13 protein-coding genes are annotated in these 14,736 nt (G+C 72.8%); 9 read left to right on the forward strand and 4 right to left on the reverse strand.

Annotated elements, in window-relative coordinates:
• Nucleotides 1-107: 107 nt before the first annotated feature.
• The gene (locus ACGF4C_RS02970) at nucleotides 108-1,352 is read right to left on the reverse strand and encodes a helix-turn-helix domain-containing protein (protein WP_393562722.1); all 1,245 of its coding nucleotides are present in this window, start codon (nucleotides 1,350-1,352) and stop codon (nucleotides 108-110) included.
• A 415-nt stretch (nucleotides 1,353-1,767) separates the two neighbouring features.
• On the opposite strand from ACGF4C_RS02970, the gene ACGF4C_RS02975 reads away from it, so the two are divergent.
• Nucleotides 1,768-3,009: an aldehyde dehydrogenase family protein gene (locus ACGF4C_RS02975; protein ID WP_393562723.1), complete on the forward strand. Its 1,242-nt coding sequence runs from the start codon at nucleotides 1,768-1,770 to the stop codon at nucleotides 3,007-3,009.
• The gene (locus ACGF4C_RS02980) at nucleotides 3,006-4,748 is read left to right on the forward strand and encodes a thiamine pyrophosphate-binding protein (protein WP_393562725.1); all 1,743 of its coding nucleotides are present in this window, start codon (nucleotides 3,006-3,008) and stop codon (nucleotides 4,746-4,748) included. Before ACGF4C_RS02975 ends, ACGF4C_RS02980 begins: the two co-directional genes overlap by 4 nt.
• 299 nt (nucleotides 4,749-5,047) lie before the next feature.
• On the opposite strand, the gene ACGF4C_RS02985 is transcribed toward ACGF4C_RS02980, so the two are convergent.
• Both ACGF4C_RS02985 and ACGF4C_RS02990 read right to left on the reverse strand, forming a co-directional pair.
• Nucleotides 5,048-5,890: an ABC transporter permease gene (locus tag ACGF4C_RS02985; RefSeq protein ID WP_030411461.1), complete on the reverse strand. Its 843-nt coding sequence runs from the start codon at nucleotides 5,888-5,890 to the stop codon at nucleotides 5,048-5,050.
• Between the two features lie 14 nt (nucleotides 5,891-5,904).
• A complete protein-coding gene (locus ACGF4C_RS02990; protein ID WP_393562727.1) occupies nucleotides 5,905-6,573 on the reverse strand; it encodes a DUF1707 domain-containing protein in 669 nt (222 codons plus the stop codon).
• A 470-nt stretch (nucleotides 6,574-7,043) separates the two neighbouring features.
• Here ACGF4C_RS02990 and ACGF4C_RS02995 point away from each other — a divergent pair, with 470 nt between their 5' ends.
• Nucleotides 7,044-8,348, forward strand: a complete 1,305-nt coding sequence (locus ACGF4C_RS02995; RefSeq protein ID WP_393562728.1) for a helix-turn-helix domain-containing protein — start codon at nucleotides 7,044-7,046, stop codon at nucleotides 8,346-8,348.
• Between the two features lie 483 nt (nucleotides 8,349-8,831).
• On the opposite strand, the gene ACGF4C_RS03000 is transcribed toward ACGF4C_RS02995, so the two are convergent.
• Complete coding sequence (locus tag ACGF4C_RS03000) at nucleotides 8,832-9,011, reverse strand: DUF5708 family protein (RefSeq protein WP_030411458.1); 180 nt, start codon at nucleotides 9,009-9,011, stop codon at nucleotides 8,832-8,834.
• 450 nt (nucleotides 9,012-9,461) lie between these two features.
• Here ACGF4C_RS03000 and ACGF4C_RS03005 point away from each other — a divergent pair, with 450 nt between their 5' ends.
• From ACGF4C_RS03005 to ACGF4C_RS03030, 6 genes are all read left to right on the forward strand, one after another.
• Entirely contained in the window at nucleotides 9,462-10,727 is a 1,266-nt protein-coding gene (locus ACGF4C_RS03005; RefSeq protein WP_393562731.1) for a beta-ketoacyl-[acyl-carrier-protein] synthase family protein, read from the forward strand.
• A 92-nt stretch (nucleotides 10,728-10,819) separates the two neighbouring features.
• The gene (locus tag ACGF4C_RS03010; RefSeq protein ID WP_362144978.1) at nucleotides 10,820-11,521 is read left to right on the forward strand and encodes a GNAT family protein; all 702 of its coding nucleotides are present in this window, start codon (nucleotides 10,820-10,822) and stop codon (nucleotides 11,519-11,521) included.
• Entirely contained in the window at nucleotides 11,518-14,199 is a 2,682-nt protein-coding gene (gene lanKC / locus ACGF4C_RS03015) for a class III lanthionine synthetase LanKC (RefSeq protein ID WP_393562732.1), read from the forward strand. Before ACGF4C_RS03010 ends, lanKC begins: the two co-directional genes overlap by 4 nt.
• Before the next feature lie 9 nt (nucleotides 14,200-14,208).
• Entirely contained in the window at nucleotides 14,209-14,286 is a 78-nt protein-coding gene (locus ACGF4C_RS03020; protein WP_355782455.1) for a class III lanthipeptide, read from the forward strand.
• Between the two features lie 132 nt (nucleotides 14,287-14,418).
• Nucleotides 14,419-14,496: a hypothetical protein gene (locus tag ACGF4C_RS03025; protein WP_236680023.1), complete on the forward strand. Its 78-nt coding sequence runs from the start codon at nucleotides 14,419-14,421 to the stop codon at nucleotides 14,494-14,496.
• Between the two features lie 77 nt (nucleotides 14,497-14,573).
• Entirely contained in the window at nucleotides 14,574-14,651 is a 78-nt protein-coding gene (locus tag ACGF4C_RS03030) for a class III lanthipeptide (protein ID WP_355782455.1), read from the forward strand.
• Nucleotides 14,652-14,736 lie beyond the last annotated feature (85 nt).

Here is a 14,736-nt window from a genome sequence, read left to right on the forward strand (position 1 = left end):
GCGCAACGGCGACCAAGCCCCGCGGCGGGACGGCCAAGTACGTGGGAGGCGCCGCAAAGCGCGCAACGGCGAGCCCCGCGGCGGGAAAGCCAAGTACGTGGGGAGGATCAAGGCATGAGCACCGCGTGCGGGTCCGTGCCCTCGGCGCGGCGCGTGCCCGCGGTGAGTTCGCGCCAGGTTTCCAGGGCCAGGCGGAAGGCGCCGGCCTGTTCGTAGCCTTCGGCGGCCAGCTTGAAGTCGGCCTCGGCGGTCTCCTCGTGGTGGTCCGCGCGGTGGGCGCGGGCCAGGTGGAGCAGGCAGCGGGCCCGGTCGAGGGGGGACAGGTCTCCGGCCGTGAGGTCGATCTTCGCGGCGTGCTCGGCGGCCGCCGGCCCGTCGTTGTGGCGCAGTGCCGCGGCGGTTTCCAGCACGGCCAGCCAGGTCCGGGACGCGGGGGTGCCGACCAGTGCGGTGGCCTGTCGGGCGCGGGTGAGCAGGGCCTCCGCCTCGTCCGCAGGGCCCGCCGCGAGGGCGAGCAGCGTACGGGCGCGGGCCAGCCGGAGGCGGAGCCGTACGCCGTCGGTGGTGGCGAGCTGGTCCTCGGCCTCGGTGAGGAGTTCCAGGGCCTCGTCCGGGTGCCCGGCCAGATATTGCGCACCGGCCACCGCCCACAGGGCGCCGGCCCGCAGTTCGCCGGCCGGGAGCGGTGCGGCCTCGGCGCGCAGCTCCGCGCCGAGCTGCTCGGCGCGGCTCCACTCGCCGCTGTCGACGGACGCGGACAGCAGCGCCATCCGGGCCTGGGCCCGCTCCGGGCGGCCGGGCTCCAGGTCGGCGGTGACCCGTACGGCCTCCTCGGCGAAGCGGACGCCCTCGGGGAGGCGGCCCTCGGTGCGCAGCAGCTGGGCGAGTTCGATGGCGACCCGGGCGTGCAGCACCGGTGCGGTGCGGGTGAGCGGGTCGTCGAGTAGCCGGCGCAGGGCGGCCTCATGGCGGGCCGGATCGTCCAGTCGCCCGAGGACGGTGGCCAGCTCCCAGTGCGCCTCCCAGCGCACCTCGTCCTGGTCGGCGCCGCCGGCCCGCTCCACCACGGCCTCCAGCTGGCGGCGCGCTGCCGCCCAGTCGCCGGCCAGCTGGCTGGCGCGGGCCGCCACCAACTGGCCGACCAGGCCGAGGCGCTCGGACAGCCGGGCGCCGGGCTCCTCGGCGGCGCTCAGCGCCTCGACAGTGGTGCCGAGCCGTTCGGCGATCGACCGGGCGATCTTGGCGCTCGGGATCCGGCGGCCGTTCTCGACCAGCGAGACGTAACTGGGCGAGAGATCGCCCCCGGCGAGGTCCCCCTGGGACAGGCCCTGCGCGCGGCGGACCTCCCGCACTCGCTTCCCGAAAGCAGGCTGCTCAATCACCAAGGAATCGCTCGCAGTTGAGTTGGGTGGACGGACAGTGACGGTGTACGGACGGCGCCGGACGGTGGAACGTGATGACGGGGAGTCTACTCACCGGACGCCCGCGCGGGGGCCCCTGTGGACGACCTTCGTTCCGCCGGGGAGTCATTTTTTGTCACTTACGGAGGTAGGAATTCCTCTTGTCCGTGCGATGGGCGTTGCGACAGTTCGGAGGCGTGTTCGGGCCTGTGGGGCGGGGGTCGCCGGGTCCGTGGTGGGCGTTGTGGACGGGGCGTGAGGAGAGGTGCTTGTCACAATGGGCAGTCGTGTGCAATGACTTTACTTGACAATAAATGACAATTGGCTGACGCTGACCCTCCATGGACTACGCCCCGAGGAGGGACATATGAGCTCCGCTCCCGCATGGCCGACCGTGGCCGCCGAGCCGGAGGACCGTGTCGACGGCCGACGCGCGGCGGCCGTGCACCGGGTCCGGGACTTTCTGGTGGACAACGCCGACACCGTGCACGCGCTGCTGTGCGAGATCTCCACCCACCGCGCCGCGCGCTACGAGATCGAGTCCACCGTCGCCACCCTCGACGGGGCCCTGGACGAGGTGGCCACCCACCGGCCCGGTCGCGTCCCCCGGCTGGCCGCCTTCATGCCGTCGAACGTCATCCTCTACTCCTACGCCCTCTACCTCCTGGTCCCCGCCCTCTACACCGAGCGGCTGGTCTTCCGGCCCTCCAGCCGCGTCAAGGACCAGATGTGCCGGCTGCACGCCCTGCTCGCCGAGCAGCACCGCCTGCCCATCACCCTCAGCACCGCCAGCCAGCGTGAGTTCCTCCAGGACCACGTCAGCCCGGCCGACGTCGTCGTCTTCACCGGCGCCTACGCCAACGCCGAGCAGATCCGCGCCCGGCTCTCCCCCGGGCAGCTGTTCCTCTTCCTCGGCTCCGGCGTCAACCCGTTCGTGGTCGCCCCCGGCGCCGACGTCGAACGGGCCGCCCGCGACGCGCTCGCCATCCGCGTGCTCAACACCGGCCAGGACTGCCTGGGCCCGGACCTCTTCAGCGTTCACGAGTCGCTGCTCGATCCGTTCGTGGACGCGCTGGTCGGCGAGTTGAAGGGGCTGCGCTACGGCCCGTACACCGACCCGGATGCCGACTTCGGGCCGATCTTCTACGAGAACGCGCTGGAGGACGGCGCACAGTTCCTCGCCCGCAACCGGGGCGGCATCGTGCACGGCGGACACGTCGACTTCCGGGCCCGCCGCCTCGACCCCACCGTCGTCGTCGGCGACGAGGTCACCCCGCGCACCCACGTGCCGGAGTTCTTCGCCCCGATCTTCAACGTCGCCTCCTACCGCGACGAGGACGCGCTCGCCGCGACCCTGACCACCGGCACCTTCACCGAACGCGCCCTCGGCTCCAGCGTCTACGGCCACGCCCCCGCCCTCGTCCAGGCGCTGCGCCGCCGCACCACCGTCACCCTCGACACCACCCTGCTGTCCATCGACGACGGCAACGCCCCCTTCGGCGGCTACGGCCGGATGGCCAACTACATCTCCGACGGCCAGGAAGTGCGCGCCGAACCCGTACTGGTCTCCAAGGCCGTCGCCGCCTACCGTCCGGGCGGTGACCGATGAGCCAGGACACCGCGGCCCACCCGTCCGCCTGGGCGGCCATCGCCGACCACCTCCACCACCTGGGCACCACCGCGGTCTTCGGGCTGCCCGGTGACGACATGGCGCCGCTCGGCGCGCTGGAACACTCCGACGTCCGGGTGGTGCTCTGCCGCGACCAGCGCAACGCCGTCTTCATGGCGACCGGTTACGCGCTCGCCTCGGGCCGCCCCGGGGTCTGCGTGATCGGCAAGGGGCCGGCGGTGACCAATGCGCTCACCGGCCTGTTGGAGGCGCGCTCCGCCGCCGTACCGCTGATCCTCATCGCCGACGGCACCCGGCTGGACCGGGTCGGCACCGGCGCCTTCCAGGAGCTGGACCAGCTGGCCGCGGTCCGCCCGTACGTGAAGTGGGCGGTCCGCGTCGACCACGCCGAGCGGCTGCCGGGCGCCCTGGAGAAGGCCGCCGCGCTCGCCGTCAACGGCACGCCCGGTCCGGTCTACGTCGAACTCGCCGAGCAGAGCGCCGGCGACCCCGTCCCCCGTACCGGTGCCTGGCGCCCCGCCGTGCCGCAGCGGCCGGCCCCCGACCCCGCCGCGCTGGCCGCGACCGTGGCCAGGATCGCCGCGGCGGAACGGCCGTTGCTGCTGGTCGGCGGGGGCGCCCGGCACCGGAACGCGGACCGCCGGATCGAACGGTTCGCCGAGCGGCTGGGTGCCGGGATCTTCACCACCGCCTCCGGCCGCGGCACCGTCGCCGAGGACCACCCGCTGCACTGCGGCGTCAGCGGCCTCTACACCGTCGCGCCCGTGGACGCCCTGTGGCGCGAGGCGGACCTGGTCGTCGCGCTGGGCAGCCGCCTGGAGGAGACGGCCACCTTCGGCTGGCCGGAGGGCGCGGACCAACTCCCCGTCGTCCAGGCCGTCCTGGGCGAGGAGAGCCTGGTCCTGGACCGTCCGGGGGCGTACGTCCTGGCGGACGTGGCGGCGACCGTGGACGGCTGGACCGGGCTGCTCGAGGGGCACCGGCCGGACGGGGCCTGGGCCGAGCGGGTCCGCTCCGTGCGGGCGGCGCTGGCGCAGCGGGCCGCGGACCGGGCCGAGGAGGCCGGGAAGCGGGCGCCGGACGGCACCGTCCCGGTCGCCCGGGTGCTGGCCGAGCTGGAGCGGGCCGTCCCCGCCGGCCGGGTCCTCGTCCAGGAGAACGGCCTGCAGGACATGTGGTCGTACTTCTTCCCGCACTACGCGCTCGGTGCCGGCGGCGGTTCCGTCGTCCCCAGCGAGCAGACGCCGCTGGGCTTCGGCGCGGCGGCCGCGGTGGGCGTACGGCTGGCCGAGCCGGCCGGGCGCCCCGTGGTCGCGGTGGTGGGCGACGGCGCCTTCCACCTCTTCCGCGCCGAACTGCCGACGGTCGCGGACGCCGGCGCGGCCGTGCTCTACGTCGTCCTGGACAACGGCGGCTACGGCTGGCTGCAGTCCAACCTCGACCGGGTCTCCGGCCCGGACTCCCGCTTCGCCTTCACCCGCCCCCGGCCCACCGGCACCGACGGCCTGACCAGCGCCTACGGCCTGAACCACCGCCGGGTGACGGAGCCCGACCGGCTGCCCGACGCACTGGCCGCGGCCTGGCGCGAGGTCACCGCCGGCACCACCTCCGTCGTCGAGGTGGCGGTCGCGCTGGCGGACACCCCACCGGGGATGACGGGCGCGGCGGGCGACTTCCCGGAGCGGGCGGAGGAGGCGGCGGAGGAGGCGGAAGCCTAGCCACCGGCCGGAACCCGGTGTGTCTGGGGCGTACCTGGAACGTATCTGGGGGTCGCGCTGCCATCGGCGGCGCGGCCCCCGCGTGCGTACCTGGGGGCCTGCACGGGACGACGCCCAGGCACCTACGGGGCGAGCACCTGCGCCGGGCCTCTACGGCGCGCAAGGCCGGAAGGGCGTGCGTGGGCCGGCCCCTTCCCCGGCTCGGGGGTTGCCGGGGGCGGGGCCGGTCCACGTCTTCTTCGTACGGGGAGCCACGCCGAGGCGTGACGGGGATGCGCTCCCTTTCGTACGGATCGGTGTCAGCTCGTGGTCTTGCGGCGGAACTTGGTGACGGCCAGCGGGGCGGTGAGCGCGGTCAGGCCCACCGACCACACCACCGTCCAGAGCACCGGGCCGGCCACCGGCCCCTCGCCCAGGGCGAGGCCGCGGGCCGCGTCGGCCATGTGGGTCAGGGGGTTGATCCGGGTGAAGGCGGCCAGCCAGTCCGGCATCGTCGTGGGCGAGACGAAGATCGAGGAGGCGAACTGCAGCGGGGTCAGGACGATCACCGAGAGCCCCTGGATGGCCTGTGCGGTGCGCAGGGTCAGGCCGAGGAGCATGAAGATCCAGATCAGCGATGTGCCGAAGAGCGTGGTCAGACCGATGGCCGCGGCTATACCGGGCCAGCGGCCGGAGAAGTCGAACCCGAGCAGAGCGGCGACGATCAGCAGGACCGTGATGGCGACCAGCATCCGGCCCGTCTCCACCACGACCTTGGCCAGGAGTATCGAGGAGCGGGCGATCGGCATCGTACGGAAGCGGTCCATCACACCGCTGCGGAAGTCGTCGTTGACGCCGGTGCCGACGGCCATGGCGATGGTCATGCCGAGGATGACCATCAGGCCCGGCACCAGGAAGGCGGTGTACTGCGCGCGGCTGCCACCGCGGCCGATCACCCCGCCGAAGACGTAGACGAACAGCAGCGTCAGCACGATCGGCATCAGCAGGGCGTCGGTCATCGACTCCGGGTTCTGCCGGATCTGGAGGAGGTTGCGGCGGACCAGCGCGCCGGTGTGCCGGGCCGTCGCGCGCAGCCCGATGCGGCCCTCGTCGAGGAGGGCGGCGGGCGCCTCGGGACGGGGCGCGGCCTGAAGGGTCGTCACGGCTGCTCCTCCGGTCAGGCCCGGCCGCGGCGTTCGTCCAGCCACTTCTGCCAGTACGAGCGGCGGTCGCTGCTGGGGTGCGCGACGATGATGTCGCCGAAGACGGCGGAGCCTTTCACGCGGACGCGCGGGGTGACGGACTCGGGGCCGGAGTGCGCCCGGGTCAGATCGCGGAGGTCACCGAAGACCTGGCTGCAGTTCATCTCCACCCGGACGCCCTCGGGGAGCAGCAGATGCACGTCGCCGACCAGCGCCTTGGCGACGATGGTGAGCTCACCGGTCGGCGGTGCGGGGGAGGAGCACAGGTCGAGGGTGATGTCGCCGAGGACCGCGGTGGCCTCGATGCCGTGTTCCAGTGCGGGGCTCTGGTGGACGACGTCGCCGACGAGGGCGCGGAAGGAGCGCTGTCCGGAGCCGGCGGTCGGCGGTGCCGTGACATGGGGCAGGTCCTCCCCCACGGACGCCAACTCCTCGCGCGTCCGGGCGAGGTACGCCGCCTCGGAGCGCTCGGCGAGCTCTTCGAGGGTTAACCGCCCTTCCGCGGTGGCCTCCCTGAGCCGCTCGACCATGGCCTCCCGCTCGGCGTCCGACGCCAGCACCGAACGCGCGGACGCGGAGGGGGCGGGGGAGGCGGATGCGGAAGCCACATCCTTGGTCAGGTCGGGACGATGGGGCTGGGTCATGGATGGTGCCTCCGCGGGGTCCGGCGGTGGTGGGGCGTGTGCGTGCTCATCGCACCACGTCGCGCGGGGCGCGGGCATCGCCGCGGGGTACTACATCGAAAGGTTGACCCGCGGCCCCGGCCACACAGTTCGGCGTACGGGACGTCTCCGGTGCGTACACCGCGTACGGAGCCTGAGGGGTCTCCGGGGTCTCCCGTGAGGGGGGCCGGCCGGTCGCGGCGGTCCCGGGAGATCGGCGGACCGGCGGACGCGACCTCCCCGGCTTTCCTGTACTCGGCGGCCGGTTTTCCGCTCCCGTAGTCACGCGGGAAATGATCTCGGTGACCCCCGGTGAAGAACGGTGAAGGAATCCGAATATCGGTCGACTTCTTCTTGACTACTTGGTAAAGTACCCAGCACTCATTGTGACTCGGCGATTTGATCCGACCGGCCGGAGTCATCCACTGTTCGAAATCCGGAGGGTTTGTCGAATGCCTGAGCTGGCGGACACCGGGCGGCGAATCAAAGAGCTTCGGGTCAGCGCGGGAATGACGCAGCACGACCTCGCCGGGTCCGAAATGTCGTCCAGCTACATCTCGCTGGTCGAGCGCGGGAAGCGCATTCCCAGTGGCCGGGCGCTCAAGATCCTCGCGGCCCGCCTCGGCGTCGGCGTGGACGAAATCTCCAGCAGCCCCCAGCCGGCCGAAAGCCCGGGCCTGGCCCGCCGGCTGGACCTGGTCGGACGATTGGTCGCGGCCCGCCGGCAATGGGAGGGCGGCGACGCCGAGGGAGCGCTCTCAGAATTCCGCGCACTGGCCTCGATGGAGCCCGCCGGCCGGCAGGACGACGTATTTACCGAGGCACAGCTCGCCATTGCCGAAATACTGGGCTCGCTCGGCCGCGCCGACGAGGGTGCCGACGTCCTGCTGCGGATGCTGGATACCCTCGCCCCCGCGCCGTACGCCGAGGCCCGGCTGCGCGCCCTGATCGCCCTCGCCGACCTGCTGGAATCGGCCGGCCGGGTGCAGGACGGGCTGCGCTACGCCCTCACCGGCTACCTCGAATGCACCGACCGCCGGACCGCCCAGGGCCCCGGCACCGGCCCGGCCACCGGCCCCGGCACCGGCTTCCACCTGCTGCTCGTCCTCGACGTGCTCACCCGCTGCGCCTACTGGAGCGGCTGCCCGGACTGGGCTCCCGAGCCCGAGCACCCCCGCCCGCCGGCCGACGGCGTCCTTCCCGGGCCGCGCGCCGCCATCGATCTGCACCGGGCGCTCGCGCTGCGCGACCGCGGCGAGTGGGAGCGCGCCGCCGAGCTGCTGGGCGCCTGCGCGCGCCGGGTCACCCCGGCCGCCGGGTTCCCGCTGTGGGAGAAGGTCAACGGCCAGTACGCCCTGCTGTTGCTGCACCGCGGTGAGCCGGCGGCGGCGCGCAGCATCGTCGAACGCGGGCTGGTGGTCGCCTCGGTGGCGCAGGAGCCGGAGTTCCCGCTCTGGCTCACCACCGCGGACGCGGTCTGCGCGGAGGTGTCCGGCGACCGGGACCGGCTGATCGCCCTGGGCGAGGAACTGGCCGCGCTGCCCGAGACCGGCCGCAGCCACGAGAAGGCCGCCGCACTCTGGGAGATCGCGGCGGCGTGCGAGCGGGTGGGAGAGCGTGAGCGGGCGGCCGGGCACTACCGGCAGTCCGCCGACCTGTTCCGCCGGGCCCAGGCGTACCGGCACGCCGAGCGGGCCCGGGAACGGCTCGTCCAGCTCACCGAAAGCCGCGACCGGCAGCCGCAAGAGCAGCTCTGAGACAGCTCTGCGGCAGCCGTGAAGCACCTCTGAAGCAGCTCTGAAGCGGCCCTCGCGCGGCTCGCTCGGTAGCCGTCTCCGCAGCCCCTCACGTAGCCCTCCCGCAGCTCTCTCCGCAGCCCTGAAGCCGCTCCGGAGCCGCTCTGCCGACGCTCCGAGGAGCGTGTGAGCGGCCGGTCGAGGACGTCCGGCGAGCGCGAAAGCGGCCCGTCGCGGGCACCCGGCGAATGCGAAAGCAAACCCGGCAATCGCAGATGCGCGGCCGGCGGCCGGAAAAGCCCGGCGGACGGCCACATCGGCACCATGGTGGTTGAGCGCAAAAGCAAGCCCGCGGTCCGCATATACGTGGCCGGTGAACGGAATTTGCGGTGCGACCGGTCGCAAAAGTGGCCCGGCGACCGCCGGGACGGAAAGACGCCGCGGCGGCGCTATGGGCCCTGGGGTGTTATGCCCTTATGTCGTTATTGCGGGTAATTGACGCATTCATTTATTAGCTTTCTTTCCCAATCCGAGCAGTGCGAACAGTGCCTCCGCGCCGCCCACGATCGCCAGGATGAGCCCCGCCTTGGACAGGGAGAAGATCGGCGTCTCGACTTCCTTTGTGGTCAGCCACAGGACCAGCCCGATGACCGCCAGAACAATGCCTACCGCAAAACCCTTCATCGGTTCCCTTGTCTCCTCGCCCGGTGGTGGTCCCGGTGTTGGCGCCCCGGCCGGTCGGCGCGGGGCGGTGCAGATACCAGCGTCCCGTCGCGAGGCAGCCTCCGGATCGTCCGCAGGTAGGCACTTTCCCGCCCGCGGTCTGTCACTTTCTATGTACGCCGGGCCCTACCCGGGGGCCGTGGGACGCGCGCCCTCGCGGAGCCCGCCCATCGCGACCCGGCCCCCTTCCCGGCCCCTCGAACCGCCGCCATAGTCAATTTTCCTGACTCAACCTGTCATGACTCTGAGAGCGTTTCCGCTGGTGCGAGGCCTGATGGTCCGCTTCGCCGGAGGGTCCTGACGAACCCTCCTCCACGCAACCTGTTGACAAGCTGATGACTCAGCTGTCATGTTTCTGGTCATGAGGACGCCCCGAGCGTGACAACGGGGCAGAAAAACAGGAGGCGTTTCATGGAGTTACGCACGGATCGGCGGCGCGTCGTCGTCACCGGCTGCGGCGTGGTGTCCCCCGTGGGAAACACCACCGAAGACTTCTGGACCGCCCTCCTCGCCGGCCGCAGTGGTGTCACCGCGCTCACCCGCTTCGACACCTCCGGACTTCCGGTCCGGATCGGCGGCGACCTCACCGGTTTCGACCCGGCCGGCTCCGGCTTCCTCACCCCGCAGGAGGTCCGGCGCACCGACCTCTTCACGCAGTACGCGGTGGTCGCCGCCGGCCAGGCGATGCGGGCCGCCGGCCTCGAAGCCAAGGGCGACGTCGACCCGTACCGCTTCGCCGCGGTGATCGGCTCCGGCTACGGCGCCGCCCACGCCATCCAGCAGCAGTACGACGTGCTCAAGAACCAGGGCGCGCGGCGGGTCTCGCCGTACCACTCGGTCCTCACCGCCATCGACCACCCGGCCGGTCTGCTGTCCATCAAGTACGGCATCAGCGGCCCCAGTTGCGCGGTCTCCGCGGCCTGCGCGACCGGCGCGGTGGCCCTCGGCGAGGCGGCCGAGCTGATCCGCCACCGCCGGGCCGACGTGGTCCTGGCCGGCGGCACCGACGACTCCCTGACCGCCGCCGATCTGGCCGGTACCGCCAACGCCCGGGCGCTGTCCCGCCGCAACGACGATCCCGAAGGCGCCAGCCGGCCCTTCGACCGGGACCGCGACGGCTTCGTGATGGCCGTCGGCGCCACCGTCCTGACCCTGGAGGAGGCCGGCCACGCGGAACGCCGCGGTGCCACGATCCTCGCCGAGGTCGCCGGTTACGCCGCCACCACCGATGCCCACCACGCCACCGCCCCCGATCCGACCGGTGCCGGCGCGGTCCGCGCGATGCGCGGGGCGCTCACCGACGCGGGCCTGACCCCCGGCGACGTCGGGCAGGTCAGCGCCCACGGCACCGGCACCGTCCTCAACGACCGCATCGAAGCGGCCGCGCTGCGCGAAGTGCTCGGCCCCGACCAGCTGCGCCGTACGCCGGTCACCGCCGTCAAGAGCATGACCGGGCACATGCTCGGCGCGTCCGGGGCCGCCGAGGCGGCCGCCGCGGTGCTCTCGCTGCGGGACCGCACGATCCCGCCGATCCGCAACTGCGACCACCCCGAGGACGACGACCTCGACCTGGTCGTCAAGGGGCCCCGGGAGTGGGACGGCGACGTGGTGCTGAGCAATTCGTTCGGCTTCGGCGGCCACAACGCCGTCCTCGTCCTGAAGCGCTACCGCCCATGACTCCGCACCTGACCCCGTACGCGCCCCCGGGCACCGCACCCGTGACGACCACACCCGCTGACCCACGAGACCACTGAAGGAGGAGACGCACCATGCAGGGACGACTGGTGACCTTGGAATGGCCCGGCGACGACGACTGGGCGGCGATCGCCTCCTGGCTGCGCCCCGGCTCGCCGGCGGCCGTACTCAGCGGTGACTGGGAGCTGCTGGGCGCCACCGAGGTCGAGCAGGCCAACCGCTCCGGCCGGGTCCACCACCTGGTGATCCGCACCAAGGACGGCACCCGCATCGGCACCGTCAGCTACCAGCGCTCGGGCCGGATCGGCGGCTGGACCGTCGGCGGCGCGATCGGCTCGCCCGAACTGTGGCGCCGCGGCTACGGCGCGGAGGCCGTCGTCCTGCTCGTCGACTACCTCTTCCACCAGCTCGACGCCCACCGCGTGCAGGTCACCACGGCCGGCTACAACAAGGGCATCATCCGGCTGATGACCAAGACCCCGTTCGTGGTCGAAGGCATCCTGCGGGACCACTGTTACCTCGACGGCGAGTACCACGACGCCATCGTGTGGGGCCTGCTGCGCGAGGAGCACTACGCCTCGCTCAAGCCCAGCGAGGACAACCGCGTACTGGCCGTCGGGCTGGCGGACTTCGTGTCCGAGGACGACAAGGTGCAGGCCCGGGCGGTGCTCGCCGCGCACCTCGCCACGGCCGGCCGGACCGCGCTCACGCCCTACCTGGAACCGGACGCCGAAACCCTCGGCGAGGTCGTGCCGGCCGAGCGGGGTGCCGCATGAGAGACGGCGCCGAGAGCTTCGCCCTGGCCGACCGCACCTTCTTCGACTGGCCCGGCAACTGGGACCTGGAGGCCACCCGCTTCCCCGCCCCGCCGCTGCCCGACGGCTGGACCCGCGACGACAACGAGGCCTGGACCTTCTGCCGTCCGCCCCAGGACCGGCTCCCCGACCAGGGCTGGAAGATCCACGTCAGCGCGTCCCCCGACGACGCGCCCCGCACCATCGCCGACGTCGCCGACTACTGCGCCCGGCACGGCATCGCCTTCAAGTACCTCAAGAGCGCCAACGTCCTGCGCGCCCTGAGCCGCAAGTACGCCCAGCGCTCCTCCGCCGGAAAGCTGCTGACCGTCTACCCCGCGGACGACGCCGAACTGGCCCGCACCCTCGAAGGACTGGACGCGCTGATCGGCGGCCGCCCCGGCCCGTACGTCCTGACCGACCTGCGCTTCCGCCAGGGCCCGCTGTACGTCCGCTACGGCGGATTCCGCACCCGCTACGTGGAGGACGCCGACGGCGAGCTGGTCACGGCCTTCCGGCGCCCCGACGGGACGCTCGAACCGGACCGCCGCACCCCGGTCTTCCACACCCCCGACTGGGTCACCGTGCCCGACGTCCTCAAGGACTCGCTGGCCGCCCGGCAGGCCGTGGACGACTTCCCGTACCGGATCACCGGCGCGCTGCACTTCTCGCACGGCGGCGGCGTCTACCGCGCCGAACCGGCCGGCGAACAGGCCCTCGGTGCCGGACAGCGCAGCGTCGTCCTCAAGGAGGGCCGGCCGTACTCGGGCACCGACGGCGTCGGTCGGGACGCGATCGCCCGGCTCGCCCACGAGCACCGGATCCTGACCCGGCTGGCCGGACTGCCCGGCATCCCCCGCACCTTCGGCACCTTCCAGGCCGGCGAGCACCTCTTCCTGGTCCTGGAGGACATCGAGGGGCAGGACTTCCAGTCCTGGCTCGCCGGGATCTACCCGCTGACCGTCCCCGAACCCGACGAGGCGGCGGTGGCCGCCCACCGGGACCGCGCCCTGGCCCTCTTCGGCCGGATCGAGCAGCTGATCGCCTCGGTGCACGACCGCGGGGTCCGCATCGGCGACCTGCACCCGGGCAACTTCATCATCCAGCCCGGCGACGTCCCGGTCCTCCTGGACTTCGAGGTGGCCGACGGGATCGACCTGGCCACCCCCAGCAGCCTCGGCGCCCCCGGCTTCCACCGGGCCGACGCCACCGGCGCGGACGGCGACCACTACGCACTGGCCGCGATCGCCCTGTGGCTCTTCCTGCCGCTCGCCGCGCTCGGCGGTCTGGCCCCCGACAAGGCGTCGGCACTGCTCGACACCGCGGCCCGCAGGTTCGGCCTCCCCGGCCACCTGGTGTCCCGGCTCGCCCCCCAGCTCGCCCCCAACGACAACACCACGTCGCCGCTGCGCAGCCTGCCGGAGACCTTCCCGCCCTCCGACCTCCTGACCTCGATCGGCCGGGGCCTGCGCGACAGCGCCACCCCGCACCGCACCGACCGGCTCCACCCCGGCGACTTCGCGCAGTTCGCCGAGGGCGGCGCGGGCTTCGCACACGGCGCCGCCGGCGTCCTGTGGGCCCGGCACACCGCCCTCGGGGAACGCGACGAGGAGGGCGCGACCTGGCTGCGCGCCGCCGTCGACCGGGTCCCCGCCGAACGCACCGGCTTCTACGACGGCCTGCACGGAATCGCCTACGTACTGCGGCAGTTGGGCGACCACGAAGGAGCCCTCAAGGCCCTCGACCGGGCCGCCGACCGGCTCTCCGTACGCCACTGCCCCAGCCTCTACCGCGGTCTGTCCGGCGTCGGCCTGAACCTCCTGCACTTCGCCGACGCACTGGACGACGACGCCCTGCGGCAGCAGGCCCTCGGCCTCGCCGACCGCGTCACCGCGCGGCTCGCCACGGCCCGCACCGAACCCGTCGAGCACAAGCGCCGGCGCGGCTCCACCCACGCCGCCGGTCTGATGTACGGCTGGTCGGGCCCCGCGCTCTTCCTGCTCCGCGCCCACCGGGCGACCGGCGACCCGGCCCTGCTCGACGAGGCGTTCCGCGCGGTCCACCGCGACCTCGACCGCTGCGGCCCCGGCCCGCAGGACACCCTCCAGGTCGACGAGGGATTCCGCCTGCTGCCCTACCTCGACAACGGCAGCGCGGGCATCGCCCTGGTGGCGGCCGAACTCCTCCGCCACCGCGACGACGCCCGGCTCCGCGAGGCCCTACCGGGTCTGCTCCGGGCCTGCTCCTCCGACTTCGTCATCGAGTCGGGTCTGTGGGGCGGCCGCGCCGGTCTCATCGGCACCCTCGCCACCCTCCGCGCGCAGGCCCCCTGGCCACCGGAGACCGCCGAGCGGTACCTGGACCGCCATCTGACCAATCTCCACCAGCACGCCATGACGCTGAACGGCGCAACGGTCTTCCCCTGTGACGGCCGGGCCCGGATCTCCATGGACGTGGCCACCGGCGGGGCCGGCGTACTGCTGGCACTCTCCGCCGCCGAACGGGGCACACCACTGCTCCCGTTCCTCCCTGACCCGCGGTCCGCCGCGGCCGGTTCACCGGCCGTCCCGGAGCGCGCCCGTGGTGCCCACGGCACCACGACCCCCACCGTCCCGACCGGGCCGGCGGGCACTGCGGACAACGGAAGGGAGGTGTCGTAAATGACCATCATGGATCTTCAGGGTCTGGAGGTGCCGGGCGAGCGTGAGGCCCAGGCGCTCGGCTCCACCGTCAGCACCGGCTGCTGAATGACGCCGACGGGCCGTGCACCGTCATTGCACGGCCCGTCGGGTCCAGGTGTCCCGCAACGGCACCTGATACGTCAGTAGCGCTGTCCACCACTCCTGCTCACCCCCCGGAGGGAGGTTCACATGTCGGTCATGGATCTTCAGGGTCTGGAGGTGCCGGGCGAGCGTGACGCTCAGGCGCTCGGCTCCACCGTCAGCGGCGGCTGCTGACACCGAGTTCGGTGTCGTCCTACGCACTGTACGCATCCGGAACGGACAACGGAAGGGAGGGGTTCGAGATGACTGTCATGGATCTTCAGGGTCTGGAGGTGCCGGGCGAGCGTGAGGCCCAGGCGCTCGGCTCCACCGTCAGCACCGGCTGCTGACCCGATGCCCGGTGGTCCCGTGCTCCCGGCACGGGGCCACCGGGTGTCCCTTTTTCCGCGAAGCCCAACTCCTCGGGGGGAGAGC

It is taken from the genome of Streptomyces sp. NPDC048197, assembly GCF_043202395.1.
Lineage (GTDB): Bacteria > Actinomycetota > Actinomycetes > Streptomycetales > Streptomycetaceae > Streptomyces > Streptomyces siderophoricus.

Excerpts from the sequence above, each read along its gene's own strand:
- lanKC (WP_393562732.1), top strand. The coding sequence starts at position 11,518 with ATGAGAGACGGCGCCGAGAGCTTCGCCCTGGCCGACCGCACCTTCTTC.
- ACGF4C_RS03010 (WP_362144978.1), top strand. The coding sequence starts at position 10,820 with ATGCAGGGACGACTGGTGACCTTGGAATGGCCCGGCGACGACGACTGG.
- ACGF4C_RS02980 (WP_393562725.1), top strand. The coding sequence starts at position 3,006 with ATGAGCCAGGACACCGCGGCCCACCCGTCCGCCTGGGCGGCCATCGCC.
- ACGF4C_RS03025 (WP_236680023.1), top strand. The coding sequence starts at position 14,419 with ATGGATCTTCAGGGTCTGGAGGTGCCGGGCGAGCGTGACGCTCAGGCG.
- ACGF4C_RS03020 (WP_355782455.1), top strand. The coding sequence starts at position 14,209 with ATGGATCTTCAGGGTCTGGAGGTGCCGGGCGAGCGTGAGGCCCAGGCG.
- ACGF4C_RS03005 (WP_393562731.1), top strand. The coding sequence starts at position 9,462 with ATGGAGTTACGCACGGATCGGCGGCGCGTCGTCGTCACCGGCTGCGGC.
- ACGF4C_RS03000 (WP_030411458.1), bottom strand. The coding sequence starts at position 9,011 with ATGAAGGGTTTTGCGGTAGGCATTGTTCTGGCGGTCATCGGGCTGGTC.
- ACGF4C_RS02990 (WP_393562727.1), bottom strand. The coding sequence starts at position 6,573 with ATGACCCAGCCCCATCGTCCCGACCTGACCAAGGATGTGGCTTCCGCA.
- ACGF4C_RS02975 (WP_393562723.1), top strand. The coding sequence starts at position 1,768 with ATGAGCTCCGCTCCCGCATGGCCGACCGTGGCCGCCGAGCCGGAGGAC.
- ACGF4C_RS03030 (WP_355782455.1), top strand. The coding sequence starts at position 14,574 with ATGGATCTTCAGGGTCTGGAGGTGCCGGGCGAGCGTGAGGCCCAGGCG.
- ACGF4C_RS02995 (WP_393562728.1), top strand. The coding sequence starts at position 7,044 with ATGCCTGAGCTGGCGGACACCGGGCGGCGAATCAAAGAGCTTCGGGTC.